Origin of the sequence: Hymenobacter sediminis (assembly GCF_003231285.1) — a bacterium.
In the GTDB taxonomy this organism is placed as follows: Bacteria; Bacteroidota; Bacteroidia; order Cytophagales; family Hymenobacteraceae; genus Hymenobacter; species Hymenobacter sediminis.
Genome location: NZ_QKNS01000007.1, coordinates 325,362 through 351,483, shown reverse-complemented (window position 1 = coordinate 351,483; position 26,122 = coordinate 325,362). Strand labels below are relative to the sequence as shown.

Here is a 26,122-nt window from a genome sequence, read left to right as displayed (position 1 = left end):
CTGCAGGGGTCGGGAGTAGTGTTCCATCAGAAGGGCATTTCTTCTTCGAAAGTGGAAGCAGGCAGCCGGCCCAACTGAACTACCTCTCCCTCCGAGCGGAAGGGCCGCTCACCCACTGGGGCAGGGCTATCATCCAAATCCGAGTAGGTGCCCGTTTTCATGATGGACTTGACTACTGGGCTTTCCAGCGACCCATTGCGGTGCTTGGCAATGATGAGCTCGGTGAGGTCCTTGGTGGGGTTGCCCATCTCATCTTCGTTGATCTTGTAGTACTCAGGCCGGTAGGGGAAGATGATGATGTCGGCATCCTGCTCGATAGCGCCCGATTCGCGCAAGTCAGAGAGCATGGGCTTCTTTTCCCCGCCGCGCGTTTCCACCGAGCGGCTGAGCTGGGCCAGCGCGATTACGGGTAGCTTCAATTCCTTGGCGATGAGCTTGAGGCCGCGGGCAATGCTGGCTATTTCCTGCTCCCGGTTGCCTTTACCCTTGGTTTTGTCCCCTTGCATCAGCTGCAGGTAGTCACAGATGATGAAGCGAATACCCAGCTCGGCTTTCATCTTCGCCGCCTTGGTGCGCATCTCGTTGATGCTGATACCGGGGCTATCATCCAGGTACAGTGGCAGTGAGTACAGGGACTCGGCTCTCTGGGCGATGTATTCAACCTCATCCAAGCCTCCATCCAGATCACCCCGCACAATCTGCGAGGTGGTGCGCTCCGACTCAGTGCCCACCATCTTGCGCACCAAAGCCAGGTTGCCCATTTCCAAGGTGAAGAAGGCTCCCGGCATGCCTTGGCCGGCTGCGTAACGAGCTACTTTCAGGGCGAAGCTGGTTTTACCCATCCCCGGCCGCGCGGCAATGATGATGAGGTCCTCATCCTGAAAGCCCCCCGTTACCCGGTCCAATGCCTTCAGCCCCGAGGGAACGCCCGTTAGGCTATCACCGCGCTGCACGGCTCTGCCCAGATCATCAATCACCTGCGGAACCAGCGTACCTACCTGCACCGCGCGGCGGGCCTGGAGCGAGTCGGTCAGCTCATTGAGCATGGTCTGACATTGGGCCAGCAGATCAACTGGGTCCTGCATCGGGTCGTAGGCGTGGTTCATCAGCCGGCGGGCCAACTCGTACGACTTGCGCCGAGTGTAGTGCTCAATCATCTCCTGGCAGTGCGTTGCCAAGTGAGCTGTAGAGGAAGCAGCATTGCTGAACTCAATCAGCGCCAGCAAGCGCTGCTGCTTGTTATCCTCCTTCTTGCCGATAACATGCAGCTTACCGTCTTTTTCAAGCTGCCAGAGCACGCTCTGAAAGTCCACGGCCATGCTTTGCGCTTCCAGCCGAATGATGGCCAGAAACAGCGCTTGGTGTTTGGGTTGGTAGAAAATTTCATGGTTGCCTTTGAGCAGGCCCATTGCTTGCCGCACGGCATCGCGTTCGATGAGCATAGCCGCCAAAACCAATTGTTCGGTTTCGTCGGAATGGGGAGCAACGTGGGAGTAGTTAGCGGTAGACATTAGCGGATTTTTTCAGGCTGCGGGGCAAGCAGATTGCCTTTGGCAGCGGTAGAGGTAGGAGCCGGCCCGAACGTCGGGCGGGCAGTTTCTTTGCGGTTCTGGGCCTGCTGGGCTTCCTGCAGGGTGGCTGGCCAATCACAGCCGCACCACTCTCCATCGGCGTAGGGCATGCCTTCGGGGCTCAGGTTGGTTTCGTGGCCCAGGTACTTGTCGAGGTTGTAGGAGCCTATGCCCCGCAGCAGGCGGTAGGCATGGTAGGCGGCAAACTGGCGGCGCACTTCGGGCAGTTGGCCGGCCTGGGCCAGCAGCGAGCAGAAACGGAAGATTTTGGCCCACTTCTGGAAGTTCTTCTGCTCCGAGATTTGCCAGTTCGAGGCCAGGGTCGTGGCCAGGGCACGGGCCTCGGCGCGCAGCGGCTCAGCCAGCTCGGCGCCGGCCGCCGGCCCCCCTGAGTTAGCCGACGTCAGGGATGGGCTTTCAGAGGGTAACTTTTCATCTGACGAACTCCCCTCATTTTTTTTTGAGCCCGCCCCCCCACCCTTGGGGGTAGGGGGTGTTTCTGTTTTTACTACAGAACAATTGTTTTCTTCCTTATAGGGACCTGAAATTTTAAGGTCAATAATTCCGTTTTGACCTGAATTTTTAAGGTTCATCTGCAAGTTATCCGGCTCACATTGACCTGAAATTTTAAGGTCAATACCCTCTGATTGACCTGAATTTTTAAGGGCAATCTTGAAGGCAGAAGCATCTAAGCCCCACTGTGCAGCGCGGGTTTTGTTGCCGGCCCGGTAGAACACCAGCCCCCGCTTTTCTAGCTCAGTGCGGGCCTTGGCTACGGTGTTTTCATTCAACCCCAGGTCGGCGGCTACCTGCGTCACCTTGCGGGCCAACGCGCCCGGCCAGCGGTCCTGTGGGCCGTTGCCGATGTTGAAGCGGTTGAGCCAGTAGGAGTACAACATGGCAGCCACAGGGGAGAAATTCTCCTCATTGTGCATGCGCCAGAAGCGGTCCTGTAGCTGAAAGAAATCCATGGGGCGGGGTACTAGGGTAGGCGGGGTATAGCTGCCGGCGGCATCAGTGCGCAGGAAGCGATTAGGGTAGCTCATCAGGCAGCGGCGAAGAGAGAGGATTGAGCAGCAGCGGCCGGTACCACTGGTTTAAGTGGGCTGAGCTGGGTGACCGGCTCCAACTCGTGCAGGTAGCGCAGCAGCTCGTAGGTCATCAGCACATCATTCATGGCCCGGTGGGCACCGACTACCGGAATGCTGAAGCGCTCACAGAGCTTGCCCAGCTTATGCGGGGCCGGGGTGCGCTGCTTGGCTAGCTCCATGGTGCAGAGCACTGGGTTAGGCAGGGCCACCACGGCACCCAGGCGCTTGCGCTCGGCTTCGATCATGCGGATATCAAAGCCCACGTTGTGGCCTACCAGCAGACTTTCACCGGCCAGCTTCCGGAACTGGCCCAGCACCGTTTTCGACTCCGAAGCGTGGCGTACATCCTGATCGGCAATACCTGTCAGCTTGGTGATGAAGTGGGGCACCCGGCCCGTGAAGCGCACGAACTGTTGCATCTGAGCGACGGGCTCCCAGTTGATGTAGCGCACGGCGGCTACTTCCAGGATGCGGTCATTCTCGGGACTCAGGCCGGTGGTTTCGGTATCGAACACGGTAAAGTCATCGAGCAGATGCGGGGCCAGCCGTGCGGGCTCGGCTACCCCAGCTTCCTCGGCAGCATGTTGGTTGCGGCTCATGCCTTTGCGCAGAGCTTTCAGCAGCTCTTCCTCGGCTTTGCGTTTGGCTTCGGCCTCCGTGTAGCGGGCATGCACAGCAGCATACTCATCCGCCGAGCATGGCACAGCAGCCAGGGGCACCTGCAGCAGGGCATTCGGGAACTTGGCCCGTAGCTGCTTGGAAGGGGCGGCACTCATGTAGAGGAACCCATTGGCGTACTCGTGCACCACGCTGATGCCGGTAGCATCCTCACAGAAGTACTCCCACTTCTCGTGGCACTTGGAGCGGCTCAGGCCGGTGCGGAGTTTGAAGTAGCTAGCCATTAGTGTAATGCCGAGTTTTAATAGACTTATTCCTATGTTCTTTTCTCAGTGCAATCCCTTCAGCATGGCACCAAAAAGCCCCACCACCGCAGGCAGTGGGGCAGTGGACTAGAATCTCTGGGCCTGTTGAGTGGACTGAACTCGGCTGTTGACCTCCTCAATCATGCGGGAAGCCTCTTCCTTCGTGAAGTCTGGCTCCTGCATCTTCTCACGCAGCTGCTCGGCTATGTCAGCCACAGATGAAGACTTGAGCAGGTTATCCAGTAGCTCCAGTTGGGCGGTGGTAGCCAGGTGCGGCGCGGTTGGGCTGGCAGCAGGCGCAGGGCACAGGGCCGCTTTGCGCATCTCTTTCGCATGGGCAAAAACCGTATGCGTTCCGAACTGCTTCTTATGCCGGTTCCATACCGCTACCAACTCGGCCCGGTCCTTGGCGGCTTCCAGTTCATCAATGGCAGAGCCCAGGGTAACGGGCTTGGCGAAGTCCATTTCTTCGGCCGTGGTGGGCTCATAGCCAGCGGCTTTGATAATCCAGCCCAGTAGGTTGCGGTAGGCTTTGCCGATGGCACGGGTCTGGCACATGGAGCCCACCGCGTAATCGGCAAAGAACTTTTTGCCGGACTCCTTATTAGAGCAGCGGGCAATGCCTACCCCAACTATCTTATCCCGCTGCAGGTCGTAGAGCGAAACCTTGCACTCGTATTTGATCTCCTCGGGCGTGCTCATGTCGGTGAGGTAGTCCACCATCGGCACGATGCCAAGGCGAGACCCAGCAAACTGCCAGCCCTCTACGTTCACGAAGTCCTTGCCCTGGACATTCGTGGTGAGCTTGTTATCCTTAATAAACTTGGCCAAGTCGTCGGCAAGCTCCAGCGTCTGGTTCGCGCGGGCCAAGTCGTAGCTTTCAATGACGGTTACTTCGGTAGAAGACATATATTTGCGGCTGAGAATTTTGGGACTCTTTTTGAAGGATTGAGGACCTGTTAGCGGCGGCACCTTCGCGGGGTGCCGCCGCTTCTCGTTTAGTCGGTGTAAGTCCAGCCGGTGTAGGTATGCCCGGCTGGCGTGGGGCGCTGGGCGTCTCGCATGCCCAGGCTGTGGGCTTTGCGGGTACAGCTGCTCAGGGCTACCAGCACGATGATGAGGAGTACCACCAGCAGGGCGAAGCCTTCAAAGCGGTTTGCCTTCTGGGCTTTGGCCTGAGCAATCAGGCGGGGGTGTGAGAGTGGAGAAGGCATTAGCTGAGCTTTTTGAGGTGAGCGACTAACTGAGCGAGGGTACCACGGAAGAAGAGCTTGGCTTTCATTCGGCTGGGACTAAGGCGGCTTCCCGCTTGAACTCTGCCAGCAGAGCAGGCCAGATGTTTTTCCAGAAGTCCTTGAACTGGGGGCTGGGCATGTAGATGAACTCAGGCATTCCACACATGCGGTTCAAGAACTTCATCAGATAGGCAGAGCCCGTTACCTCCTGTACCAGCGTGTGCCGATTCTCCGACCGAAGGCTGTTGATCTCGTTGTAGATATCGCGGGCCTCTTCGGCAGCCAGCGTTTCATCGCGGCGGTAGCTCACCAGCAATTCTTTGTAGAAGCGTAGCGTACCATCCACGTCTACCCACTCTTCCACGCCAAACTTGGAGGCCGCGTAGTCGTAGCCTATCTGGCTTAGGAACTGCTTGAACGGACAGCCGCAGGCACCCCAGTAATTACTCCAGTTCCCGTAGTCTGAACTGATGTTGATGCGACCAGTAGTGCCACAGGCATCAATCGTGATATCGGCCCAGTAGCAGCCGCTTTCGTGGCGAAACTTGTAAAGCTCTACCGTGCTTTTCGTGACCTTGAAATCCATTAGCTTTGCACTGTTGAAGAATGATTGAATGAATGGCCGCTGGGATTCCGCCCCCAGCGGCTGTTTTTTTTGAGGGTTAAGCCAGCTTCTTAGCAGTTCTATTGCTGCGGTCCCTGACTCTGATTCTTGTCTTTTCAGCTATCCTGTTTTTGATGCGTTTGCACTCGCGGCATCTTCGAGCTCCTGAGACGCGGACAACTGTATTTTCCGGCGTGTACTCGTGGCCATGTGGGCAGTGGGTCTTCTTTTCATTGCCATTCCCCTTCCATCTGCCTTTCTTCATTTTATCCAGCACATTATCCTTTGGGGACCCCAGAAAAAGATGTGCTGGGTTAATGCAGGCTGGCGTATCACAAGTGTGGCAGACAAACATTCCCTGCGGGATAGGCCCTATAGCCAGTTCTAGCGAGAGGCGGTGAGCTAAGTGATGCTTGCCTTTGATAGACATTTGCCCGTAGCCAGATGGATTTATAGGGCCTTGCCATATCCAGCAATCCGACGTTTTATCTACCCTGCTCCAGAAAGTTTCTAGTGTGTTGATAGGCATAGCGAATTCGTTTAGGCTAGGGCGTATTCAGCCGGCGGGCTGATGACCATGCTCACCCCGTAGCTGGCCTGCTGGGCCTCGGTGACCCGCTGCAGGTGCGCCTCGTTTTCCTGCTGCACGGCCCGCATGTAGATATTCCAGGCACCCTTCTTTTCCTGGCGAAGCGTAGAGAGCACTAGGCTGGCTTGCTGGAAAGCGTCGCCGCTCAGGGCGTTCTGACTTAGCAGTTGGTCGTAGAGCTGCTGGGCACCCGTTAGGCGGGCATTGGCCTGGTAGTACTCGGTGCGGGCGGTGGCAAGGGCTTCGGAGAGCATAGCATGAAGGATTGAGGGTGAGGGTTAAGCAGCTTCGTCGTACTCGCCGCGCTGTTCGTAATCCTGATCGTAGGCCAGATCGTAGCGATACTTGTCCTGGCGGCGCACCTCAGCCGCTACCTGCTCGAAGCCATTCCGGCCGTAGGCCTTGTGAAGCCGTTGCTTGATGCCTTCCCGCTCCAGCTCTGTCCATTCGGCTTCGAGGCCCGCCAATAGTTTGTCAGTTTCGTGGGCGCGGCGGGCTTTGGCAATGGCTTTCGGCAGTTCGGCTACAGCCTCTTCGGGGCTGCTGCCTTTCACTACCACGTCAGCAGGAAGCATAGCGCCTCGGGCGGTAATGGAGTAGGAGAACACCGTGCTCAGGGCTCGTACCTGCATATCCATGCTCACACTGATGTTGAGCTTGTGAAGGCCAGGGCCAGCAGAGGCGAGTTTTTGGAAGGCTTGCAGTTCCATGCTAGTAGCTGGTTTTGATGACGGTGTATTGCTTGCGGCCACCTGCTGCCTTTTCTTTCCGTCGCAGGTCCTGTGCTGTGTCCTTCGCCGAGAGAAAGGAATCTGGGTCAGTCAGGAGTCGGGTGCGTTTGCCGGGCTCCTGAGTCGGGTCGTATTCTTCGACCACGTAGAAGGTCATGCCTGCCATAGTCTTAGCGGATAGCGAGGCTAGGGGTAATGGAAGGTTCCTGCGCAGTGGCTACCAGCACTGCTTCCACCTCTTCAATCAGCTCCTCATCTAGCAGCACCATGCCGCAGAGGTGGCTTTCGATAGCTGGGCGGGTAAAGCCGAGGGAGCGGAAGCGCAGGTAAGCGCCTTTCACTTGCTGGAGCTGAGCTAGGTTGATGATGGGCTTGGCTGTGGTAGCGGGGGCGAGGGCAGTAGTGAGGTGCATGGCAGTTGATTGATTTGTTTCTCAGACTTAACGATACAAATATGTGAAACGTTTCACATATTCAAAAGTGTTTTGTGAATCAAATCAATAAAAAAGGCCAAAAGAATTACTCGGATTTATACCTCTTCACTAGCCACTCCATTCCTTTAGGGGTCACTCGTGTAGTCCCAGCCATGCGTCGGCCTTTTTCTCCTGCCTCATAAGTCTGAGGCTCTACCTCGAAGTAACCAGCATTTATATGCTGCTGATAAGGCTCTCGGTTTTTCATTAGGATCTTATCCCGGCGAAGCATAGCAATGAGCTTGTTGCGGCCAACGCCAGGAATTTTAAGCCACTTAGCGGCTTCCGTAAAGGAGAGGCTGTTGTTGCTGATAGCCACATGCTCGGCGAAAGCTACTTTTGGGGCATCCTGCTCAATCTTTAAGGTCAGTCGTTGCTTCTGCTCCTCTAAGTCTGCTGCCAGTCGTAAGGCACTGGCAAAGTCTTTTGGCACACTAGCCGCTACTATCTGACGAACTGCTTTGCGACAAGCCCGGTAAACTTCAAACACAAGTCTATTGGCCCGAACGACAAAGTACTCGGCACATGAAACGGTAAGCTGATACACCTCCTCTGTACTAGCTCCTGTTTCTCGCTCCACAATACGGTGGAATGACTGATAGTCAGTGCCTTCCTCGAATTTGGTTTGCAATGCGCGAACAGCTGCATCCTTCCGTGAGTAGCCAATGCTCCAAACATGGCTTAGATCTACAGGAAACTCTTGACCCGAATCCTCTGCCTGAAAAATACGCGAAAAGTAGGCCTGTAGCTTGTCTGCATGAGTCAAGCGGCCATCTGCCAAGGTGATTTGCATTGCTTCCATTATGCAGCAGCTTCTACAGGTTGAGGTAGGTACTCCTCGCGCCAGTACTTCAGTACATCCCAGTCAACCACGCCCCATTGTTTGATATTTCTCACATGGGATGCGCTTCGATTTGGAAATCTGCGCAAAGTAGAACCCGAATAGAATCGATCCATAAAAGGAACTACCTCATTCAGAGCAGCTTTAAACCTCGTCTTTTCTTCACTACGTGTCTCGCCAGGAATTTTTTCAAGAATGTGTTCCATATTATTCGTGTGAAACGTTTGGTATTTTGTGAATCATTGACCACGTTTGTACCGTTGAATGTGTAATGACACAACAATATTACGAATGGTTTCACAAAAAGGAAATGAATCATTTGATTTATTTCCATAACGTTTCGCACTGATGGACACCGTGAACAAACGCTTGGCTGCCATACGCGAGCGACTAGGGGTAAACAAGAGCGCCTTCGCTGGGCTGATCGGAATTGAGGTAAGCCGATACAATAAACTGGAAAACGGCAAAGGCATACCAGCCGGGGATGCCTTGATGCTGATGGCCGAAAATCTACCCACTCTTAACCTGACATGGTTACTTACGGGGGAAGGCAGTATGTTCCGTGATGACAAAGTTTTGGTTCCTGCTGACCCTATACCAGCTAAAGTAGAAGCCACTAGCACTCTCTCGGTGGTAGCCGAGTCAGATCAGGTCAAAGAATTGAAAGAGCAGGTGCGCGAACTTCGGGAGCACAATAAGCTACTGACAGAGTTGCTCCGTTCTGACATTGACCTGTCAGAATTAAAGAAGGCCCTGTCTTTTAGTCCGGGTGAGCGTTCCGCAGCGAAGACCCAAAAGCCCCAGATGCGCGCCGTTCGCGGTGGCCTGGATGGGATGGCTGTTCACGGCGAGGCCGTGGAAGCCGCCGCCTAAGTCTTCGATGCTCACCCCAAGCCGAAAAACGTATGTTACTCGCACAATCAGTTACACGGGAAAACATGATTTCGGCAAGCTGCTCATTTACTTCATCTTACGGACGTGGTTTCAAGTCCCTCCTCCTCTGCAAAGCGTCAGCGGAAGACAGCAAGTACACAGACAGCCTCCCGGTCGAATGACTGGGAGGCTGTTCTTTTTTTTGCAGCTGCAAAACAGAGAAAATAATAACCGCTTCATCTGCAGTACATAGTAACTTAGTTCATTACCGGCCTTAGAATACTGGTGTAGTCTTTGTTGAGCTTGCTATTCTCCCTTTGTGGTGTCTATGTCTGAACAGCTTTTTGACGTCAACCTGCAGCAGCTACCCGACGATTTTTTGACGGGTAACTGGCGTGTGGCCGACCGTGTGCTCAATCGTACTGATCCGGGCTCTGCCCTGGCGCAGGCCGAGCGCTTTCAGCTGAACCCTGGCCGGGTACAAATTGAAGCTCCTGGGCTACAGGACGTCGGCCGCTGGCTGGTGCAGCGTGATACGCTTTTGAATCGCCCATATATCGAGCTAAACATGGGCCAAGAGCAAACCCGGGCCCTTATCACCCGTTTGCGCCGCTCCCGCGACGGCAGCGTGAGTCAGCTTAATCTTTATTTCCAGTCGGGAATGGAGATGCATCTCACGCGCCCCTAGCCTATACATCACCCGCTAATCTGCTTGTTTTTGCATGGCCCCTGCCTATTCTGATACTCCAGAAGACCTTGCTTCTAAAGCCGAAGGCAACAACACTCCAAACCAGACTGTGCCAGGTGCTCCTGTGCTGCTCAGTGTAACCGATGTTACCGGTAAGCTGCTGTACGCCAGTGCACACCTGCTGCGTTTCACGGGTTTTTCCCTGGAGCAGCTTCGCGCTGAAGGGTTAAGTTTGGTCCATCCTGAAGACCAAGTCCGCGTAGCCGCTCAAATTCAGGCGGCGCTAACCGCTGGGCAGGCTTATCAGCTGGAACAGCGCCTACGTCGCCACGATGGCCAATATCGCCTGATGCGCAGCTCTGGCTATCCGCAGCTCAATGAGGCCGGGCGCGTGCAGGAGTGGGTAATTAGTACAATGGACGTTGAGGAGTTGCGGGACACCAAGGCCGCTGGAGAAATAAACTCAGCTACCGATTTCAGCTTCTTGGCCGAACTGATTCCGCAATTGGTATGGACCACAGACCCCACCGGCTTCCATACCTATTTCAATCAGCGCTGGACGGATTACACGGGCTACACCCTGGCCGACAGCATTGGGCCCGACATGTGGAATAACCTCCTGCATCCCGATGACCGCCAACTGGCGCGGCGGGTATGGGGCCACTCGCTGGCTACCGGTGAGTTCTACGAAATCGAGTACCGTTTCAAGTCGCGGGAGGGCGACTACCGCTGGTTTCTAGGGCAGGCACTGCCGGTGCGCAATGAAGCCAACGAAATTGTGAAGTGGTTTGGCACCTGCACCGATATTCACGACCAGAAAATGCAGCAGCTGGCCCTACGTAAGCGGGAACAGGACTTCACGACGCTGGCCAATGCCATTCCGCAGCTGGCCTGGATGGCCGACGAAACTGGCTCTCTGTTTTGGTATAATGACCGGTGGTTTCGCTTCACGGGTACCACCCACGAGCAGATGATGGGTTGGGGCTGGCAAAGTGTGCAGCACCCCGACTATGTGGAGCAGGTAACTACAGGCTGGAAGCAGGCGCTAAGCAACGGTGAAAAGTGGGAAGACACCTTCCCGCTACGCCGCCACGACGGCGAATTCCGGTGGTTCCTGAGCCGCGCCCTACCCGTACGCGACGAGGAAGGCCGTATCGTCCGGTGGTGTGGTACCAATACCGACATCACGGATCAAAAACAGTTACAAGAGCAACTAGAGCGTGCCTACTCCGACCTCGAAGCCAAAGTCATGTTCCGAACCCTCGACCTGGAGCGGGAGGTGCAGGAACTGCGGCAGCGACTCGGGGATAAGACAGTGAATGAGTAAGTGAGTAAAGTGATTGTTCGGCACTGGTCCTGACGGGTAGTCTTGCCGGGGCGCCATACCAGGTGGAAATAGCTTAATTTGAAATGATAAATCCCCAGCGGGGCGACATGAATCGTTGAACGATTTGGTCGCGCCGCTGGGGATTTGGACTATGAAGAGGGGTAGGCAGCTACCGACATTTCCTGTCTCCGAAACTGGCCATCAGGGCTAAGTATGGCGGCTGAGTTCCAACGCAATTATTCACCTATTCTTCCGCGTCCTGGCCTTTTTTCAATTCGGCATCCAGGAAATAGGCCCCATGCCGAACGAGGCGGGTCGTGTCAGGCAGTTGGTCGAGAAGGGTGACGGCTACGTCACCGCTGTCGGTGGAGCCGGTCCGGATGCGGTAGCGGCGGTAAGTGGTAGGGCCAGTTTGGGCGAAGACATAGCTGAACTCACCGGCCTGAATAATGGCGTCTTCCGGGAGGGTGCGCTGCCGAGCTCCGGCTGTTTGGATGTGAGCTGATACGTACTGGCCAGGTAGCACGTCGTCGCGCTCAGGCTCCAAATGGGCGTGTACGCTCACAGTGCGGGCGTCGTCGTTGAAGGCCTTGCCCACCAGAAACACCCGGGCTCCCAAGTCCTCATTGGAGCCACGGCTGGGAATTTTGAACAGAATGCGCTGCCCGTTTTTCACCCGCGCAATATCCCGCTCAAATACCTTGAGCTCCAGGTGCAGGTCGGAGCGGTCCACAATTTCCACCAGTATATCCTGTGGATTCACGAACTGGCCAGGATTGATGTTGACTGACTTCACGTAACCTTTAATGGGTGACACCAGCGGCACAGTGGGCGAAATATCGCCCCGCTCCAGGCGGCTTATTGACAAGCCCAGCATGCGCAGTTGGGCCGCCGTGGCCCGGAGCGTAGCCTGCTCCGACGCGTAGTCGCTTTGGGCCTGCTGAAGCTTGCGTTTGGCACCTACATCTTCGGCGTCGAGGGTTTGCTGGCGCTGTAGCTCTTTTTGCAGAAACGTTACGCGGGCTCTGCTTTGCAGGTAATCCTGCTGCAGCCGGAGGTAGTCGGGGTGGCGAAGCACCGCCACGGTGCCACCGCGCGTTATCTGCTGCCCCGGCAGCACCGCCACCGATTGCACGTACCCACCCATCACGGCCGATACGGAAGCCCGGTTTTGCGGCGGCACATCAATGCTGCCGTTGGCTTGCACGTCGGTGGTCATGTTTTTCCAGACGAAAGAACCAGTTTCCAGCCCTGCTGCCTGCGCTTGGGCATTGCTTACGCTGACTTCGTCGGGGTTGGCGGGGGCAGTAGGGGTAGGGGGCGCTGAAGTTGCCGCTTCGGTTGGAGCTGATTTATCGGTTCCGCAGGCAACCAACAGCGAGGCTAGCAGCAAAAAGTAGGTCGATTTCATAGAAGATTCGATGAGGATGCACGCCAAGTGTCGGTGGCGGCGCGAAAGGTTATTGCACGTCCGGGCCGGTCAGCGTCTGCAGGGACAGGGCCAACTCGTTGTACTGCCGAACTTGCTCGAGGTAGGCCGTGCGAATCTGCCAGGCAGGCTCCGTATTCACCACGTATTCCACGTAGTCAATGTCGCCGGCCCGGAAGCTTTTCTCGGCCGTATTCAGGATAAGGCGGGCCTGGGGCAAGGCCGTCTGTTCGTAATACGTGAGCGAAGCCCGGGCCCGGGTCAGCTGTTGGCGTAGGCCCAGCAACTGGCCGTTGAGTTGGGTAGTGACATAGCGTAGTTGGGCTTCGGCCGCCTGCTCGCCTAGCTGAGCGGCCTGAATTCGCGCTTTCTGGATACCACCCAGCAGCGGCACTGCAATGCCGGCCTGCGCTACATGGAAACCGCGTTCCTTATTAATAGTCTGGTTGAAATAGCCCACGCGCACATCCGGCAGCCGGCGCAACTGCTCTACCTTGGTTTGGCGCTTGCTTACATCAATTTCCTGTTCCAGCAGGGCTAGCGTAGGGTTGGATGCCGCCGTGAGGGCAGTTGTGTCGGCAGGAGACAAGGGCGCCACAGCCGCCGCCGTTGTGTCGATGGAGGCAGGGTGGCCTAGGTTCAGGAGCACGCCAAGCTGCTGCTGTTGCACCTGCCGGTTGGTCAGTACGATGGCTAGTTGATTCTGTAGCTCCCGCATCCGGGCCTCGGCCGAAACCTGCTCCAGCCGGTTGGTTTCGCCAGTTTGGTAGCGGATGCGAGCCGCGCGGGCCGCCCGGCGGTATAGGCTGTCCTGCTGGCGCAGCAGGGCCGCCCGGCGGTAGCTCACCAGCAACTCATAATACGTACTCCGGATGGCATGCACCAACTCCCGGCGCTGACTGCGCACACGCTGCTCAGCCGTCATCACTTGGCCTTGCAGCAGGCGGCGCTGGGCCCCATACACACCCGGCAAGGCCGACTGCTGCACGATGTTCAGGCTTTGGTCGCGGAAAGGTCCCGAAATCTGTCCTACCTGGTAATCTACCACCGTACGGGGCACATCGTAACCAGTGCGGGAGAGGGCGCGCTGGCGCTCCACTTCCAGGCGGCCAGTTTGCACCAGCAGGCTTTGGCCGAGGCCGGCTTGCAGGGCCTGCTGCAAAGTCAATGGCCCATCCGGCGCCGCGGGGCTTGCAGAGGTTGGAGGGGGTAGGGTGCGTGGGGTCGTCTGCCCATAAAGAAAATTGGGCAGCAAAATGAACAGCAGAAACAGACGAAAGTGGTGCTTCATATTCCAGAGCAAAGTGGTGCCAACGTGCCGCTTGATAGCTGCCTCGGTCCGAAGGCGGAGCCGTCTGGCCAATTGATATTGCTGATGCTTGACGAGCAGGTTGGGCAGGCTGCAGGGAGTAGGCGAATACAATTCTTTCGGCGCGCATGGGGCGGGCGTCAGCCAGTAAGACACCTTTGCCGGACCGAAGCAGATGGGCTTACAGCTCATGATTCTCGCGGGCATCGGCCAGGGCTTCCGGGGTTGATTCCACGGGGCTGGCCTCGCCGTCTTTCGTGAAAAAGGTATAGAGCACGGGCAGCACCACCAGCGTAAGCAGAGTAGCCGAAATCAGCCCACCGATAACCACCGTTGCCAGCGGCTTCTGCACCTCCGCGCCGCCCGAGTTGCTCAGGGCCATGGGCAGGAACCCCAGGGAAGCCACCGCCGCCGTCAGCAGCACCGGCCGGAACCGCTCGGCAGTAGCTTTCAGCACCCGCTCGCGCACTGATGTAATCCCTACCAAGGCCAGCTCGTTGATGCTGGCTACCAGTACGATGCCGTTCAGTACCGCTACCCCAAACAAGGCAATAAATCCTACCCCCGCCGAAATGCTAAACGGCATGCCGCGCATCCACAGAGCCAGAATACCGCCAATGGCCGCCAGCGGAATACCCGTGAAAATCAGCAGGGCCTGCTTGACAGAGTGAAAGGACAGGTAAAGCAATACGAAAATCAGCAGGAGCGCCACTGGCACGGCCACCGCCAGGCGCGACTTCGCCTGCTGCAGATTCTCGAACTGCCCACCGTACTTGAGCGAGTAGCCTTCAGGCAGTTTCAACTTGGCATTGAGCTGCTGCTGAATATCCGTCACCAGGCTTTCCACGTCGCGGTTACGCACATTCACGCCAATGTTGATGCGGCGACGGGCATCGTCGCGGGATACTTGAATGGGGGCGTTGCGGAAGTCCACGGCGGCTACTTCCTCCAGAGGTACTTTCTCGCCGTTGGGTAGATCGACGTAGAGGGCGCGCAAATCTTGGATGCTCCGGCGGTTGAGGCTGTCGAGGCGTACCACCAAGTCGTAGCGCCGCTCACCTTCGTACACCTGCCCCGCTACGTCGCCGGCAAAAGAGGCGCGCAACAGTGTGTTCAAGTCAGAAACACGCAGTCCATATTGGGCCATTTTGCTGCGGTTGTAGGTTACGCGCAGTTGAGGCAGGGCCGCAATCTGCTCCACCTTCAAGTCGCCTACCCCCGGCAGAGGCCGGATAAGGGCGGCGGCTTCGTTGGCTTTGTCGAAGAGCAGGCCCAGGTCGTCGCCGTAAATCTTGATGCTGATATCAGACTTTACCCCCGAAATCAGCTCGTTGAAGCGCATCTGAATGGGCTGCTGAAATTCCAGACTCACGCCGGGCACGCTGGCCAGAGCCTCACTCATCTTGCCGGCTAGTTCCTCGCGCGAGCCTGCCGAGGACCACTCGGCCTGGGGTTTGAGCACCACAATCTGGTCGGAATCTTCCAGACTCATGGGGTCAGTCGGAATTTCGGAGGTGCCGATTTTGCTGACTACCTGCTCTACTTCCGGAAACTTGTCGAGGATAATACGTTGCACTTTGGTAGTAGTGGCAATGCTCTGCGCCAGAGAAGAGCCCGGCGGCAGCCCCACGTACACGGCAAAGTCGCCCTCATCCAGCTGCGGGATAAACTCCCCACCCATGCCCGCAAATACTACCCCCGCCAGCACCAGCAACCCTACGGCCGCGCCGGCTACCCACCCGCGCAGGCGCAAGGCCCCGTGAATGATGGGGCGGTAGCCACGGTACAGAAACTTCATGATGCGGTCGGCCAGGGTACCTTCCTCCTTGATATCCTTGCGCAACGCCCATGCTGATACAGCCGGCACGTAGGTCAGGCACAGGAGCATGGCCCCCACAATGGCGAAGCTCACCGTCAGGGCCATGGGGCGGAACATTTTGCCCTCGATGCCGGTGAGGGCCAGGATAGGCAGGTACACAATCAGGATAATGAGCTGACCGAACAAAGCCGAGCGCATCATGCGGGTAGCAGCCGTTTCGGCCACCTGGTCCATGGTTTCGTGCTCGGCTTTGCTACTGAAGTGCACGAGGTGGAAAATCATGGCTTCCACAATAATCACGGCGCCATCCACAATCAGCCCGAAATCCAGGGCGCCCAGGCTCATCAGGTTTGCCGATACGCCGAACGTGCTCATCAAGCCCAGCGCAAATAGCATACACAGCGGAATCATGGAGGCCACTACCAGCCCGGCGCGCCAGTTGCCCAGCAGCACCAGCAGCACCACCATCACAATCACGCCGCCTTCAATCAGGTTTTTGGCAACGGTATGAATGGCCGTGTCTACCAGCTTGGTCCGGTCGAGGAAGGGACGCACGTAGAGGCCCTCGGGAAGCTGACGGTTGATTTCCTCTACCCGCGCCTTCACGCCCTTAATCGTCTGCTCCGACGAAGCTCCTTTTAGCATCAGCACAATGCCGCCCACGGTTTCGCCCTTGCCATTAAAGGTCATGGCCCCGTAGCGCACTGAATGGCCGAAGCGCACGTTGGCCACGTCGCGCACCAGCAGGGGCACGTTGTTTACCTGCTTGATGACCATGCTGCCCACGTCCTGCAAAGAGGTAGCGCGGCCTTCGCCCCGGATAAAATAGGCATTGTGGCCGCGCTCCAGGTAGGAGCCGCCGGTGTTGGCGTTGCCGGCTTCCAGGGCCGCAAACAGCTCGCCCATGGTTACGCCGCTGGCGTTGAGGCGCTCCGGGTTCACGCTTACCTCGTATTGGCGCACGTAGCCCCCGAAGCTGCTGACATCTACTACCCCCGGTACGCCCGCCAATTGCCGCTTCACTATCCAGTCTTGCACTTCGCGCAGCTTGGCCAGCGAAAATTTCTTCTCGTAGCCAGGTTTGATGCCAATGCTGTACTGGTAGATTTCACCAAGGCCAGTGGTGATGGGGGCCATTTCGGGGCGGCCGAGGCCTGCACCCAGGTCGGCTTCGGCGGTGCGCAGCTTTTCGGCTACCAGCTGCCGGGTTTGCAGGGTGCTAATGTCGTCTTCGAAGACCACGGTAATCACCGAAAGCCCGAAGCGGGACGTAGACCTGATTTCCGTAACACCCGGAATAGTGCGCAAGCTCAGCTCCAGCGGAATCGTGAGCAGTTGCTCTACCTCCTGGGCGGCTAGCGCGGGACTCTGGGTGATAACCTGAACCTGGTTGTTGGTAACGTCGGGAATGGCATCGAGGGGCAGGTGAGCGGCCGAGTAGCCGCCCCAACCTACCAGTGCCACCAGCATCAGCACCACAAACAGCTTGTTGTGGATGCTGGCCCGGATAATACGGGAAAGCATAGAGAGAAGAAAAGAGCTGCCTCCGTGGGTTGTAGTGCCGCATACTCGTACTACAATCTCAGTACGATTGACGCTACGCGGTTATAACACCATCAGCACGCGCCAAGACGCGAATACACGTCTCGACACTGATACGATGAAGGCAAAATCAGCAGAAGGAAAGAAGGGTTGCGCAACGCAACGGGGGTAGCGGCCGGACGCACTGCGCCCAGGGGCTTGGGGAAACTTAAGCTCGAGGCGGCTGCAACAGCGACTGGCTAACGCTGAACGTGTAAAGCGGTCCGGCCATGACATGATAGTCGGGGGTAGGCCAGCTTTGCAGGGGCGGGGGCGGCAGAATGCGGCCCGTGGGCAGCACAAAGCTCACCACTACACAGTCGTGGTGATGCTGCTCCAGGGGTAGCTTGTGGTGGTCCTGCTCGTCGCGCTCAGAGTAGGGGTGGCGGCGGTGGTCGGCGCCGTGGGGTCCGTAGTGGAGGACTAAAAATGCTAAGGGCGAGAGGGTGCCCCCGGCCAAAGCGCGGTGGTAGCGGTAGTGCTGGGCCAGCTCCGGCAGCTTCCGCAGCTCCGATAGGTCGTTCTGGGGCACTAGGCCGCTAACGAGCATCAGAATTCCCAGAAAGAAGGCCACCACGGGTTTCATCACAGCAAAGGTAACTCCTCTGGCAGGGAGTTGTTCAGTAAAACGCACCTCAGCCACAAATTTGGAATTAGTATGATTTCAGGTCCGCCGAAAAATAACCGACTGCTGCACCTTCGCAGATTCTGGAGGGGTAGGAGAAGTTAAACGAAAATAACTTCCTGGCGGGCCTGTGGTAAAGAGCACCCGTGTAGCTACAACCATGGCTAGCAGAGCCGCGTAAAGGCAGGGCTTGCGGTTGAGCTATTTTTCCCAGCCCAGCCTTGTTTCTTATGCTGAAATGGATATTCAGCGTGGCGGTTCTGCTGGGACTGACCGCGCAGCCGGCGGCGGCCTACTCCGTGCTTACTCACCAGGCCAACGTGGATTCCAGCTGGACCCGCTGCTTGCTTCCGCTGCTGCAACGCCGCTACCCTGGCGCCACTGAGCAGGAGCAGAACGAAGCGAAAAGCTACGCTTACGGCGGTTCCATTCTGCAGGATATGGGCTACTACCCTTTCGGATCGGAGCTGTTTACCAACCTGACTCACTACGTGCGCTCCGGCGACTTCGTGCGCAACCTCCTCGATGAAGCCCACGACCGCAACGAATACGCTTTTGCCCTAGGAGCCCTGGCGCACTACGCCGCCGACATTCACGGCCATCCTGAGGGCACTAACCGCGCCATGCCCAGCGTGTACCCGGAGCTGAAAGCCAAGTTCGGCGACGTTATTACTTACGAGGAAGCGCCCATTCAGCACACCCAGTTGGAGTTTGCATTCGATGTAGTGCAGGTGGCTGCTGGCCGCTACCGCACCGCCGACTACCAACGCTACATCGGTTTTCAGGTGAGCAAGCCAGTGCTGGAGCGGGCATTCCTGAAAACCTACGGGCTGGAGTTGGGGCAAGTGGTGTTCAACGTGGATCTGGCCATTAGCTCCTTCCGGTTTGCTGTACGCAGCCTCATTCCTATTGCCAGTCGGGCTGCCTGGCAGTCACAGAAGAAAGAAATTCGCCAGTTAAGCCCTCAGGCCCGTCGCCGCGAGTACGTGTACAAGGAAAGTGAGCGGGAGTACCGCAAGCGCTACGGTACCGATTACGAACACCCCGGTACTGGTGCCCGCGTGCTGTCTTACTTTGTGCGAGTACTGCCTAAAATTGGGCCGCTACGGCCTTTTGCCTTCAAATTGCCGACGCCTGAAGCGCAGAAGCTATTCCGGGCCAGCTTTCAGGACGTGCAGCGCAACTATTGCAGTTTGCTGGAGCAGGAGCCAATCGACACGACGGCCATTGCCCCGCGCCTACCTAACGCCGACTTTGATACAGGCAAACCTACCAAGCTAGGCGAATACGCTCTTACCGATGAAACTTACGGGGAGTGGTTGCGGAAGCTGGCCGATAAGAAATTTGATCATCTGACCGCCAACCAGCAGCAGCACCTCCTGACCTTTTTTAGCACGCCGGGCAAAGAACCTGTGGACGAAGACGAGAAAGAAAAGGAGAAGCGCCGGGAAACGCTGGCGGCGCTAGAGCAGCTCCGGGTAGCGCCAGTGAAGTAAGCCACTGAAACCAGGTTTTGTGTCGGTGCTAATGCCAGTCGCCCCAGCCAGAGCAGGCGCTATCCAGTAGGGTAGGGGCACTGCACCCGCCGGGGCGACTGGCGTTAGAGCAGGAGTAGCCGCTAGCGGCCTGGGCGGTAAATGCGGTAGTTCGGACGGTGCACATGGCGCTGCCCTTTCACCTTGGCCCGCACGGCTGGCAGTAGGCCTCGCCCGCGCAGCGCGGAGGCGGTTGATTCAGAAGGTAAGCAGCAGGATAGCGCAAAAAGAACAAGCGTCAGGCGAAGAGCAGTCAGCATGTGCAACAGGGGTAGAGTTGTTGATGAAACAAAACTACCGTTGAGCTTCCCGCTTATGGAATATCTTCGTTGTGCAAGAGTATTTTCCCAGCGAAAAAGCACTTTGGGGAGGTAAGCGGTTTCTCGATTAGGGAAATTAGCTAGTTCTTCCTACCCCCTCCTGCCAGTGCAAAGCCAGAAGAAGCATTGCTTGACGGCACCAACTACGCCAGTAACCAGGATACAGCTGGTCCTTCATCCATAAAAGTCCGAAGGGAATAGGGCTGAGCGGGGTCTAGGGCTGCATCCGTCGCTGCCCGCATACCAGGGTCAATCCGCAGAACAGCCTCCCGCGCCGGTGATAGAAGATAGGCAATCATTAATCTGCTGCCCAACCCACGGGCAACTGTAGGCAAAAAATCCCGAGCCACCCAAGCCGACGAAACCGCATCAAGCGAGGTACGGCGGCGCACGTCTACTAACCAGTGGGTTGCCCCTTGCTCCACGCTCAACTGACGGGCCTGTTCAAAGCCAGCCTGTAACTCCTCTCGCGATACTGAGCGCAGCCAGCGTACTGTCAGTACCTTAATATCTGCACGGTAGCCGAGGTCCAGAAAATCAGCACAAGAAGAAGCTGGTGCAGAGTTCATAGGGCGAAATACAGTGTTGCTTGGTATGCAAAGTAAACCGCAAATCAGGGCTGGGCGGTTCCCTCCTGCACTAAGCCACTGCTGAGTCGGCGTAGCACGATTTCGGCTTGCTTGGCCTGGTAGCGGATATCAAGCAGGCGCACTTCGGCGTCGAGCTGGGTACGCTGGGCTTCTCGCAAAGCAATGGGCGTAAGCAACCCCAGGCGGTAGCGTTCCAGGGCAATGGCCACGTTTTCGCGGGCCAGCAGAATGTTAGCTTCTTCCAGCTCCAGCAACTCCAAACGGTTTTGATACTGAGCCCAGGCCTGTTCAGCTTCAGCATCTAGCTGCAATTGGGTCTGGTCGAGCTGCAGGCGGCTTTGCTCCTCCACAATGCGGGCGTTCTGCTCGGCACGGGTGCGGTTGGCCCCATCGTAGATCGGAATGGAAGCCACTACCCCGTAGTTGAACCCGTTGGTGAAGGTAGTGGCTGTGCCCAGCTCCCGGGTGCCCGGCAGGAACGTAGCACCGTTGAAGTTGCTAATGCGGCTATAACCCGAAGTAAGCCCTATCTGCGGAAAACGGTTGGCGCGCGCCAGCCGCCGGTCGTAGGTGGCTACCTCCGTGTTGGTTTTGGCCTGCTGCAGGCGGGGGTTGTTCTGGCGGATGGCCTGCAAGACGGCGTCGCGGTTCAAGTCCTGAGCAACCACAATGGAGTCCTGGGGCTGAAAATCGAGGTTGGGATTACGTCCCAGCAGGTTGTTGAGGTTGATTTTGGCCGTTCTCAATGCCTCTTGCTGCTGAATCAGTACCGAGCGGTCGGCGTTGTAGTCTACACGAGCGGTCAGCACTTCTACCCGGGCGCTGACGCCTACATCTACGCGAGCCTGGGTTAAATCAATCCGGGCCTGCCCGATTTTCAGTGCTTCCTCAATGGAATTAATTTTACCCGATTCGCGCACCACCACGAAATAGGCATCAGTGATGCTGGCTACGGTTTCCTCTACGGTAGCGCGGGTGAGCAGGCGCTGGCTTTGCTCCAGGGCCTGCAGCCGATCATAGGCAATGAACATTCCTAAGCCATCGAAAATGGTCCAGGTGGCCGCTATGTTGGCGTTAAACTGCTTGGTAGAAACGTTAGGGGTAATGCGAGGGTCGCCCTGGCTGAACTCTTGGCGCTGGTTGTTGCGGTTGAAGGTGCGCGTAAAGTTGCCATTCACCACAGGCAGCTGACCGGCGTTGCCGCGCGTTACGTTGTTCTCCGCAATGCGCACATCCTGGCGGGAAAGCCGAATATCATAGTTATTCTCAACCCCCATCCGAATGGCATCTGCCAGGGTTAGAAAGGGAGCAGGGGCTACCGTTTCGGGCTTCTCCGTTTGGGGTTTGCTTTGCGGTTGCGTGGTAGGCTGGCGCGAGGGTAGTACCGGTTGCTGAGCCAGCAGGGGTAGAGGAGCGGCGAGCAGGAAAGCAGCAAGAAAAGAACGACGCATGAAGGAAATCAGCTGCTGAAAACAGGGCGTTGAATTATAAAAGGATACGGCACAGTTAGGCAGCTACGGCCTTCTGCTCGGCCTCGGGCTGTTTGTGCTTTTTGGCCGTTGCGAAGTACGAGTACATCACGGGCACCACGTACAGGGTAAGCGCCGTGGCAAAAAACAAGCCACCTACTACCCCAATGCCCATGGCCCGACGGCTCAGTGCACCCGCCCCGGTAGCTACCGCAATGGGCAAGATGCCCAGGATGGCGCACAACGAAGTCATCAGAATGGGGCGGAAACGGGCAGTAGCACCTTCAATTAGGCCGGTCATGTAGTCTTTACCGTTCTCCACTTGTTGGTTGGCAAATTCCACGATGAGAATACCGTTTTTCGTTACCAAACCCACCAGCATAATAATGCCGATCTGGGAGAATAGATTGAGGGTCTGGTTGAAGTACCACAGGCTGAGCAAGGCACCCGAGAGAGCCAGCGGTACCGTCACCATGATAATGACCGGGTCGCGGAAGCTTTCGAACTGCGCCGCCAGCACCAAGTAAATCAGCACTAGGGCCAAGCCGAAAGCAAATACCAGCGAAGAAGAGCTTTCCTGGAAGTCGCGGGAGGCACCGGCGAGTTCGGTAGAGAAGGTATCGTTCAGGTTTTTATCGGCAATGGCCTGCATGGCGGCAATGCCGTCGCCGAGGGTGCGGCCCGGAGCCAAGGAGGCCGAGAAGGTAGCCGAGTTGTAGCGGTTGAAGCGGTAGAGCTGAGGCGGGGTGCTGCTTTCCTCCAGCCGAATCACGTTATCGAGCTGAATTAGCTCCCCATTGGCATTCTTCACCGACAGCAGGCGCACATCCAAGGGTTGGCTGCGGTCTTCGCGTGCTACCTGCCCAATAATCTGGTACTGCTTGCCTTCCCGGATAAAGTAGCCGTATCGCTGTCCGCTCAGGCCTGACTGCAGCGTCTGGCTGATGCTCTGTACCGATACGCCCAGGCTTTGCGCCTTCTCCCGGTCAATGTTCACCCGCAGTTCGGGCTTGTTGAACTTCAGGTTCACATCTACGAACTGGAAGGTAGGATCCTGACGGGCAGCATCCAGGAACTTCGGAACAGCGGTACGCAGCTTGTCGAAGTCCTGGGTCTGAATAACGAACTGCACGGGTAGGCCACCGCCACCGCCGCCAATACTCTGATCTTGGGACACGGAGGTGCGAGCGGCGGTCAGCTTTTTCACACCAGCGCTGAGCTTATCGGAAAGGGCCTGTTGGGTTTGCTTGCGCTCATCAGCATCAAGCAACAGTACACGGGCCGTGCCTGAGTTGGAACCACCGCCGAAACCAGGCGAGGTCACGGCAAACACGCTACTCAGGTTTTGCTCGCCAGTGGTGTCCATTGCCAGCTTGGTGAGCTGGGTCATGTAGGCGTCCATGAACTCGAACGAAGCACCCTCCGGGCCGGTAGCATTGATGTTCACGCGGCTCCGGTCTTCAATGGGAGCTAGCTCGGAAGGAATGGTCTTCATAAAAAACCAAATGCCTACCCCCGTGCCTACTACCATCAGCCAGGCCATCCAGCGGTTGCGCAGAAAGCTTTCCAGGCTGCTCTGGTAGCCGCCAATCATCTTTTCAAAGAAGGGCTCGGTTTTGCGATAAAACCAGTTGTGCGTTTCCTGGCGCTTGAGCAGCACCGAGCACATCATGGGCGTCAGCGTGAGGGACACGAAGGCTGAAATCAGTACGGAACCAGCCACCACAATGCCAAACTCCCGGAACAGGCGCCCGGTAATACCCGTCAGGAACACCACGGGTAAGAACACAGCCGCCAGCACAATAGTGGTACTGATAACGGCCATCAGAATTTCTTCGGAGCCTTTAATGGCGGCCGTTTTGGGGTCTTCGCCTCCTTCAATACGGGAATAGATATTTTCCAGCACCACAATGGCGTCGTCCACTACCAGGCCAATGGCCAGTACCACCGCCAGCAGCGTGAGCACATTGATGGAGAAGTTCATCAGGTACATCACGAAGAAGATACCCACTAGTGACACCGGAATGGCTACTACCGGAATGATGGTAGAACGCCAGTCGCGTAGGAACAGGAAAATGATAATTACCACCAGCACGAAGGCCTCAATGATGGTGTGCTCTACCTCATTAATAGACTTGCGGATAAACACTGAGTTATCGAAGCCCGGCTTTAGCACCAGGTCCTTAGGCAGGTCTTTGCCGTAGAGTGCTATACGCTGGTTGAACTCGTCGGCAATGTCAATCTGGTTAGAGCCCGGCTGCGGAATAACGGCCAAGCCAACCATCGGCACGCCATTCACCTTGAAGATGGTTTGGTCGTTCTCAGGATAGAGCTCGGCGTAGCCGATATCGGAAAGCCGCACCAGGGATGATTCATCCTGCCGGATAATCAGGTTGTTGAAGTCTTCTACCGACGACAGACGGCCCATGGTGCGTAGCGTCAGCTGAGTAGCCTCACCTTGCACCGAGCCGCTGGGCAGCTCCACGTTTTCGCGGGTCAGGGCGGCCTGCACATCTACGGGGCTCACGCCCAAGGCGGAGAGCTTCACGGGGTCCAGCCACAAGCGCATGGAATACTTCCGCTCCCCGTACACCCGCACTTCCGATACGCCCGGAATGGTTTGGAGGCGCTCTTTGAGGGTGTTGTTGGCGTAGTCGGTCAGTTCCAGCAGGTTGCGCTGGCTGGAGCTGAGGTAGGTCATCACAATCGGTTGGGAGTCGGCGTTGGCCTTGCTCACCACGGGTGGGTCAATGTCGCGGGGTAGGCGGCCCTGGGCCCCCGATACCTTGTCGCGCACGTCGTTGGCCGCCGTTTCCAGGTCGGCATCGAGGTCAAATTCTACCGTAATCTGGGTGCGTCCGTCGCGGGAGTTCGAGGTAAGGTTTTTGATGCCCTGAATACCGTTGAGGGCTTCTTCCAGCGGCTCCGTTACCTGGCCCTGCATTACGTCGGCGGAAGCACCGGTATAAGAGGCCGATACGGTGATGATGGGCGGGTCAACGCTGGGGTACTCCCGCACGCTGAGGTAGCGAAACCCAATCACCCCGAAAATCACGATGACCAGGCTCATCACAATGGCGAGCACGGGCCGGTTGATACTAGTGGAGGATAAGCTCATGTTCTGTTTTCACGCAGTAATTCGCGGTGGGAAACGCAGCGTCTCGCAAAAGTGAACCGCCCCAGCAAAGTGCTGCTGACGTCCTCTGCGAGACACCAAGCGGAATTTTACTTAGTAACGCGCACAGCATCACCAGGTTTAACCTGCAGAATGCCCGTGCGAATGATGGAGTCCCCGACGGCAATGCCTTCGGTAATCTGAATCAGGCGGGCGGAGCGTACCCCAATCTTCACCTTCTTTGGGACCATTTTGCCGCCTTGCACAGTGTACACACTGTAGCCAGCCGCTTCCGGAATCACGGCCTCCGTGGGTACCTGCAGTGCTTCCGAGGTCTGGCCTAGCTGCAGGTTTACTTTCACGAAAGCGCCGGGGCGCAGCTCATTGTTGCTGTTGGCATAGCGGGCGCGCACGGTTTGGGTGCGGCTCACGGGGTCAATCTGAGGGTCCAGGGCGTACACCTTGGCTTCATACTTTTTGTTCGAAGCCTCATCAGTGATGGTGATGGGGTCGCCGGTGCGCACTAAGTTTGAGAAGCGGCTAGGCACAGTGAAGTTGATTTTCACTGGCTTCACCCGCGAAAGGGTCGTTATTTCAGCGCCCGGACTCACGTAGGTGCCCACCGTGATGGTGCTTAACCCTAGCACGCCATCAAAAGGTGCCCGGATGTAAGCTTTCGTTAGGGAAGCGCGCAGGGCCTGCAAATCGGCCTGAGCCGTGAGCAGCTGGTTGTTGGCCTGCTCATACTCCTGAGCACTGATGTATTCTTTGTCGAGCAGGGTACGCTGGCGGCGCTCCTGGTCGCGGAAGAGCTTGATGTTATATTCCTGCTTACGCAGCTGGGCCTGAATTTCATCGGCGTTAATGGTCAGCAGCAGCTGACCTTTACGCACTGGCTGACCCTCCCGAATATTAAGGCTGGTAATCTTTCCGGAAATTTCGCTTTTCAGCACTACTGATTCTTCCGCCAGAATAGAGCCGGTAGCGGCCACTTCATCGGCCAGGTTGGTGGCCTTTACTACGTACACTTGCACGGGCAACTTCTGCCCCCCGCCAGCACCACCTTTGCCGCCAGCACCGCCGGGGGCTCCCTTGCCACCACCGGCTGCGGCTCCTTTGCCGCCTCCACCGCCTTTGCCTTCGGCGCCTTGAGAAGGGAAGTACTTTATCTTAATAAATGCCAGGGCTCCTACCACGGCCAGCGCTACAAGCATCCAGATGATGCGGCGGCCTGCACTGCCGGAGCGGCTATCAGTTACTTCTTGTTCAGTTTCTTGCTGCGTTTGCATGTAGCTACTACGAGTGTGATGCCCTACCCAACGCGGCGCGCGGCTGTGGGTGCAACCGTCACAACGCTAACCGCCAAGATTAAGTTGGGTGAGGG

26 protein-coding genes are annotated in these 26,122 nt (G+C 57.0%); 4 read left to right on the top strand and 22 right to left on the bottom strand.

The genetic code is table 11. The features are described from left to right. Positions 1-26: 26 nt before the first annotated feature. From dnaB to DNI29_RS24245, 13 genes are all read right to left on the bottom strand, one after another. Entirely contained in the window at positions 27-1,511 is a 1,485-nt protein-coding gene (dnaB, locus tag DNI29_RS19115) for a replicative DNA helicase (RefSeq protein WP_110979731.1), read from the bottom strand. Continuing rightward, complete coding sequence (locus DNI29_RS19110; protein ID WP_110979730.1) at positions 1,511-2,617, bottom strand: hypothetical protein; 1,107 nt, start codon at positions 2,615-2,617, stop codon at positions 1,511-1,513. The genes dnaB and DNI29_RS19110 overlap by 1 nt, the downstream gene beginning before the upstream one ends. Then, positions 2,617-3,564 (bottom strand): 3'-5' exonuclease, encoded by a 948-nt coding sequence (locus tag DNI29_RS19105; protein WP_110979729.1) that lies wholly within the window; start codon positions 3,562-3,564, stop codon positions 2,617-2,619. Before DNI29_RS19105 ends, DNI29_RS19110 begins: the two co-directional genes overlap by 1 nt. A 108-nt stretch (positions 3,565-3,672) precedes the next feature. Continuing rightward, positions 3,673-4,494 (bottom strand): hypothetical protein, encoded by an 822-nt coding sequence (locus DNI29_RS19100; protein WP_110979728.1) that lies wholly within the window; start codon positions 4,492-4,494, stop codon positions 3,673-3,675. Positions 4,495-4,583: 89 nt separating this feature from the next. Beyond that, the gene (locus DNI29_RS19095; RefSeq protein ID WP_110979727.1) at positions 4,584-4,799 is read right to left on the bottom strand and encodes a hypothetical protein; all 216 of its coding nucleotides are present in this window, start codon (positions 4,797-4,799) and stop codon (positions 4,584-4,586) included. A 64-nt stretch (positions 4,800-4,863) separates the two neighbouring features. Continuing rightward, entirely contained in the window at positions 4,864-5,406 is a 543-nt protein-coding gene (locus DNI29_RS19090; RefSeq protein WP_110979726.1) for a phiTE_072 family protein, read from the bottom strand. Positions 5,407-5,482: 76 nt separating this feature from the next. Beyond that, complete coding sequence (locus DNI29_RS25365) at positions 5,483-5,854, bottom strand: HNH endonuclease signature motif containing protein (RefSeq protein WP_369073974.1); 372 nt, start codon at positions 5,852-5,854, stop codon at positions 5,483-5,485. 110 nt (positions 5,855-5,964) lie between these two features. After that, complete coding sequence (locus DNI29_RS19080) at positions 5,965-6,267, bottom strand: hypothetical protein (protein ID WP_110979724.1); 303 nt, start codon at positions 6,265-6,267, stop codon at positions 5,965-5,967. Positions 6,268-6,291: 24 nt separating this feature from the next. After that, positions 6,292-6,723, bottom strand: coding sequence for a hypothetical protein (locus DNI29_RS19075; RefSeq protein ID WP_110979723.1), 432 nt, complete (start codon positions 6,721-6,723; stop codon positions 6,292-6,294). A 1-nt stretch (position 6,724) separates the two neighbouring features. Then, positions 6,725-6,910 (bottom strand): hypothetical protein, encoded by a 186-nt coding sequence (locus DNI29_RS19070; protein WP_110979722.1) that lies wholly within the window; start codon positions 6,908-6,910, stop codon positions 6,725-6,727. A 4-nt stretch (positions 6,911-6,914) separates the two neighbouring features. Then, positions 6,915-7,157, bottom strand: a complete 243-nt coding sequence (locus tag DNI29_RS19065; RefSeq protein WP_110979721.1) for a hypothetical protein — start codon at positions 7,155-7,157, stop codon at positions 6,915-6,917. A gap of 106 nt (positions 7,158-7,263) precedes the next feature. Beyond that, positions 7,264-8,019 carry a phage antirepressor KilAC domain-containing protein gene (locus DNI29_RS19060; protein ID WP_110979720.1) on the bottom strand — a complete coding sequence of 252 codons (756 nt, stop codon included), beginning with the start codon at positions 8,017-8,019 and terminating at the stop codon, positions 7,264-7,266. Continuing rightward, complete coding sequence (locus tag DNI29_RS24245) at positions 8,019-8,264, bottom strand: hypothetical protein (protein WP_123823324.1); 246 nt, start codon at positions 8,262-8,264, stop codon at positions 8,019-8,021. Before DNI29_RS24245 ends, DNI29_RS19060 begins: the two co-directional genes overlap by 1 nt. 142 nt (positions 8,265-8,406) lie before the next feature. On the opposite strand from DNI29_RS24245, the gene DNI29_RS19055 reads away from it, so the two are divergent. From DNI29_RS19055 to DNI29_RS19045, 3 genes are all read left to right on the top strand, one after another. Then, positions 8,407-8,931, top strand: coding sequence for a helix-turn-helix domain-containing protein (locus DNI29_RS19055; RefSeq protein ID WP_110979719.1), 525 nt, complete (start codon positions 8,407-8,409; stop codon positions 8,929-8,931). 328 nt (positions 8,932-9,259) lie between these two features. Then, positions 9,260-9,619: a hypothetical protein gene (locus DNI29_RS19050; RefSeq protein WP_110979718.1), complete on the top strand. Its 360-nt coding sequence runs from the start codon at positions 9,260-9,262 to the stop codon at positions 9,617-9,619. 34 nt (positions 9,620-9,653) lie between these two features. After that, a complete protein-coding gene (locus tag DNI29_RS19045) occupies positions 9,654-10,946 on the top strand; it encodes a PAS domain-containing protein (RefSeq protein WP_110979717.1) in 1,293 nt (430 codons plus the stop codon). Between the two features lie 244 nt (positions 10,947-11,190). Here DNI29_RS19045 and DNI29_RS19040 read toward each other — a convergent pair whose 3' ends face one another. From DNI29_RS19040 to DNI29_RS19025, 4 genes are all read right to left on the bottom strand, one after another. After that, entirely contained in the window at positions 11,191-12,357 is a 1,167-nt protein-coding gene (locus DNI29_RS19040; protein ID WP_110979716.1) for an efflux RND transporter periplasmic adaptor subunit, read from the bottom strand. Positions 12,358-12,406: 49 nt separating this feature from the next. Further along, positions 12,407-13,666, bottom strand: a complete 1,260-nt coding sequence (locus DNI29_RS19035; protein WP_162303663.1) for a TolC family protein — start codon at positions 13,664-13,666, stop codon at positions 12,407-12,409. 199 nt (positions 13,667-13,865) lie between these two features. Continuing rightward, positions 13,866-17,027, bottom strand: a complete 3,162-nt coding sequence (locus tag DNI29_RS19030; RefSeq protein WP_110979714.1) for an efflux RND transporter permease subunit — start codon at positions 17,025-17,027, stop codon at positions 13,866-13,868. 226 nt (positions 17,028-17,253) lie between these two features. After that, positions 17,254-17,670: a hypothetical protein gene (locus tag DNI29_RS19025; protein ID WP_110979713.1), complete on the bottom strand. Its 417-nt coding sequence runs from the start codon at positions 17,668-17,670 to the stop codon at positions 17,254-17,256. A gap of 269 nt (positions 17,671-17,939) precedes the next feature. Here DNI29_RS19025 and DNI29_RS19020 point away from each other — a divergent pair, with 269 nt between their 5' ends. After that, positions 17,940-19,205 carry a zinc dependent phospholipase C family protein gene (locus DNI29_RS19020; protein ID WP_110979712.1) on the top strand — a complete coding sequence of 422 codons (1,266 nt, stop codon included), beginning with the start codon at positions 17,940-17,942 and terminating at the stop codon, positions 19,203-19,205. Between the two features lie 122 nt (positions 19,206-19,327). Here DNI29_RS19020 and DNI29_RS24555 read toward each other — a convergent pair whose 3' ends face one another. The 5 genes from DNI29_RS24555 to DNI29_RS19000 all read right to left on the bottom strand — a co-directional run bounded on the left by DNI29_RS24555 (position 19,328) and on the right by DNI29_RS19000 (position 26,027). Continuing rightward, positions 19,328-19,504, bottom strand: coding sequence for a hypothetical protein (locus DNI29_RS24555; protein WP_162303662.1), 177 nt, complete (start codon positions 19,502-19,504; stop codon positions 19,328-19,330). Between the two features lie 203 nt (positions 19,505-19,707). Further along, positions 19,708-20,133, bottom strand: coding sequence for a hypothetical protein (locus DNI29_RS19015; RefSeq protein ID WP_110979711.1), 426 nt, complete (start codon positions 20,131-20,133; stop codon positions 19,708-19,710). A gap of 44 nt (positions 20,134-20,177) precedes the next feature. After that, on the bottom strand, positions 20,178-21,605 hold the full coding sequence (locus DNI29_RS19010) for a TolC family protein (RefSeq protein WP_110979710.1): 1,428 nt from the start codon (positions 21,603-21,605) through the stop codon (positions 20,178-20,180). A gap of 55 nt (positions 21,606-21,660) precedes the next feature. Then, positions 21,661-24,741, bottom strand: coding sequence for an efflux RND transporter permease subunit (locus DNI29_RS19005; RefSeq protein WP_110979709.1), 3,081 nt, complete (start codon positions 24,739-24,741; stop codon positions 21,661-21,663). A gap of 107 nt (positions 24,742-24,848) precedes the next feature. Further along, complete coding sequence (locus DNI29_RS19000; protein ID WP_110979708.1) at positions 24,849-26,027, bottom strand: efflux RND transporter periplasmic adaptor subunit; 1,179 nt, start codon at positions 26,025-26,027, stop codon at positions 24,849-24,851. Positions 26,028-26,122 lie beyond the last annotated feature (95 nt).

Coding starts and splice junctions, on each gene's coding strand:
- dnaB (WP_110979731.1), bottom strand. CDS start 1,511: ATGTCTACCGCTAACTACTCCCACGTTGCTCCCCATTCCGACGAAACC.
- DNI29_RS19110 (WP_110979730.1), bottom strand. CDS start 2,617: ATGAGCTACCCTAATCGCTTCCTGCGCACTGATGCCGCCGGCAGCTAT.
- DNI29_RS19105 (WP_110979729.1), bottom strand. CDS start 3,564: ATGGCTAGCTACTTCAAACTCCGCACCGGCCTGAGCCGCTCCAAGTGC.
- DNI29_RS19100 (WP_110979728.1), bottom strand. CDS start 4,494: ATGTCTTCTACCGAAGTAACCGTCATTGAAAGCTACGACTTGGCCCGC.
- DNI29_RS19095 (WP_110979727.1), bottom strand. CDS start 4,799: ATGCCTTCTCCACTCTCACACCCCCGCCTGATTGCTCAGGCCAAAGCC.
- DNI29_RS19090 (WP_110979726.1), bottom strand. CDS start 5,406: ATGGATTTCAAGGTCACGAAAAGCACGGTAGAGCTTTACAAGTTTCGC.
- DNI29_RS25365 (WP_369073974.1), bottom strand. CDS start 5,854: ATGTCTATCAAAGGCAAGCATCACTTAGCTCACCGCCTCTCGCTAGAA.
- DNI29_RS19080 (WP_110979724.1), bottom strand. CDS start 6,267: ATGCTCTCCGAAGCCCTTGCCACCGCCCGCACCGAGTACTACCAGGCC.
- DNI29_RS19075 (WP_110979723.1), bottom strand. CDS start 6,723: ATGGAACTGCAAGCCTTCCAAAAACTCGCCTCTGCTGGCCCTGGCCTT.
- DNI29_RS19070 (WP_110979722.1), bottom strand. CDS start 6,910: ATGGCAGGCATGACCTTCTACGTGGTCGAAGAATACGACCCGACTCAG.
- DNI29_RS19065 (WP_110979721.1), bottom strand. CDS start 7,157: ATGCACCTCACTACTGCCCTCGCCCCCGCTACCACAGCCAAGCCCATC.
- DNI29_RS19060 (WP_110979720.1), bottom strand. CDS start 8,019: ATGGAAGCAATGCAAATCACCTTGGCAGATGGCCGCTTGACTCATGCA.
- DNI29_RS24245 (WP_123823324.1), bottom strand. CDS start 8,264: ATGGAACACATTCTTGAAAAAATTCCTGGCGAGACACGTAGTGAAGAA.
- DNI29_RS19055 (WP_110979719.1), top strand. CDS start 8,407: ATGGACACCGTGAACAAACGCTTGGCTGCCATACGCGAGCGACTAGGG.
- DNI29_RS19050 (WP_110979718.1), top strand. CDS start 9,260: ATGTCTGAACAGCTTTTTGACGTCAACCTGCAGCAGCTACCCGACGAT.
- DNI29_RS19045 (WP_110979717.1), top strand. CDS start 9,654: ATGGCCCCTGCCTATTCTGATACTCCAGAAGACCTTGCTTCTAAAGCC.
- DNI29_RS19040 (WP_110979716.1), bottom strand. CDS start 12,357: ATGAAATCGACCTACTTTTTGCTGCTAGCCTCGCTGTTGGTTGCCTGC.
- DNI29_RS19035 (WP_162303663.1), bottom strand. CDS start 13,666: ATGAAGCACCACTTTCGTCTGTTTCTGCTGTTCATTTTGCTGCCCAAT.
- DNI29_RS19030 (WP_110979714.1), bottom strand. CDS start 17,027: ATGCTTTCCCGTATTATCCGGGCCAGCATCCACAACAAGCTGTTTGTG.
- DNI29_RS19025 (WP_110979713.1), bottom strand. CDS start 17,670: ATGAAACCCGTGGTGGCCTTCTTTCTGGGAATTCTGATGCTCGTTAGC.
- DNI29_RS19020 (WP_110979712.1), top strand. CDS start 17,940: ATGCTGAAATGGATATTCAGCGTGGCGGTTCTGCTGGGACTGACCGCG.
- DNI29_RS24555 (WP_162303662.1), bottom strand. CDS start 19,504: ATGCTGACTGCTCTTCGCCTGACGCTTGTTCTTTTTGCGCTATCCTGC.
- DNI29_RS19015 (WP_110979711.1), bottom strand. CDS start 20,133: ATGAACTCTGCACCAGCTTCTTCTTGTGCTGATTTTCTGGACCTCGGC.
- DNI29_RS19010 (WP_110979710.1), bottom strand. CDS start 21,605: ATGCGTCGTTCTTTTCTTGCTGCTTTCCTGCTCGCCGCTCCTCTACCC.
- DNI29_RS19005 (WP_110979709.1), bottom strand. CDS start 24,741: ATGAGCTTATCCTCCACTAGTATCAACCGGCCCGTGCTCGCCATTGTG.
- DNI29_RS19000 (WP_110979708.1), bottom strand. CDS start 26,027: ATGCAAACGCAGCAAGAAACTGAACAAGAAGTAACTGATAGCCGCTCC.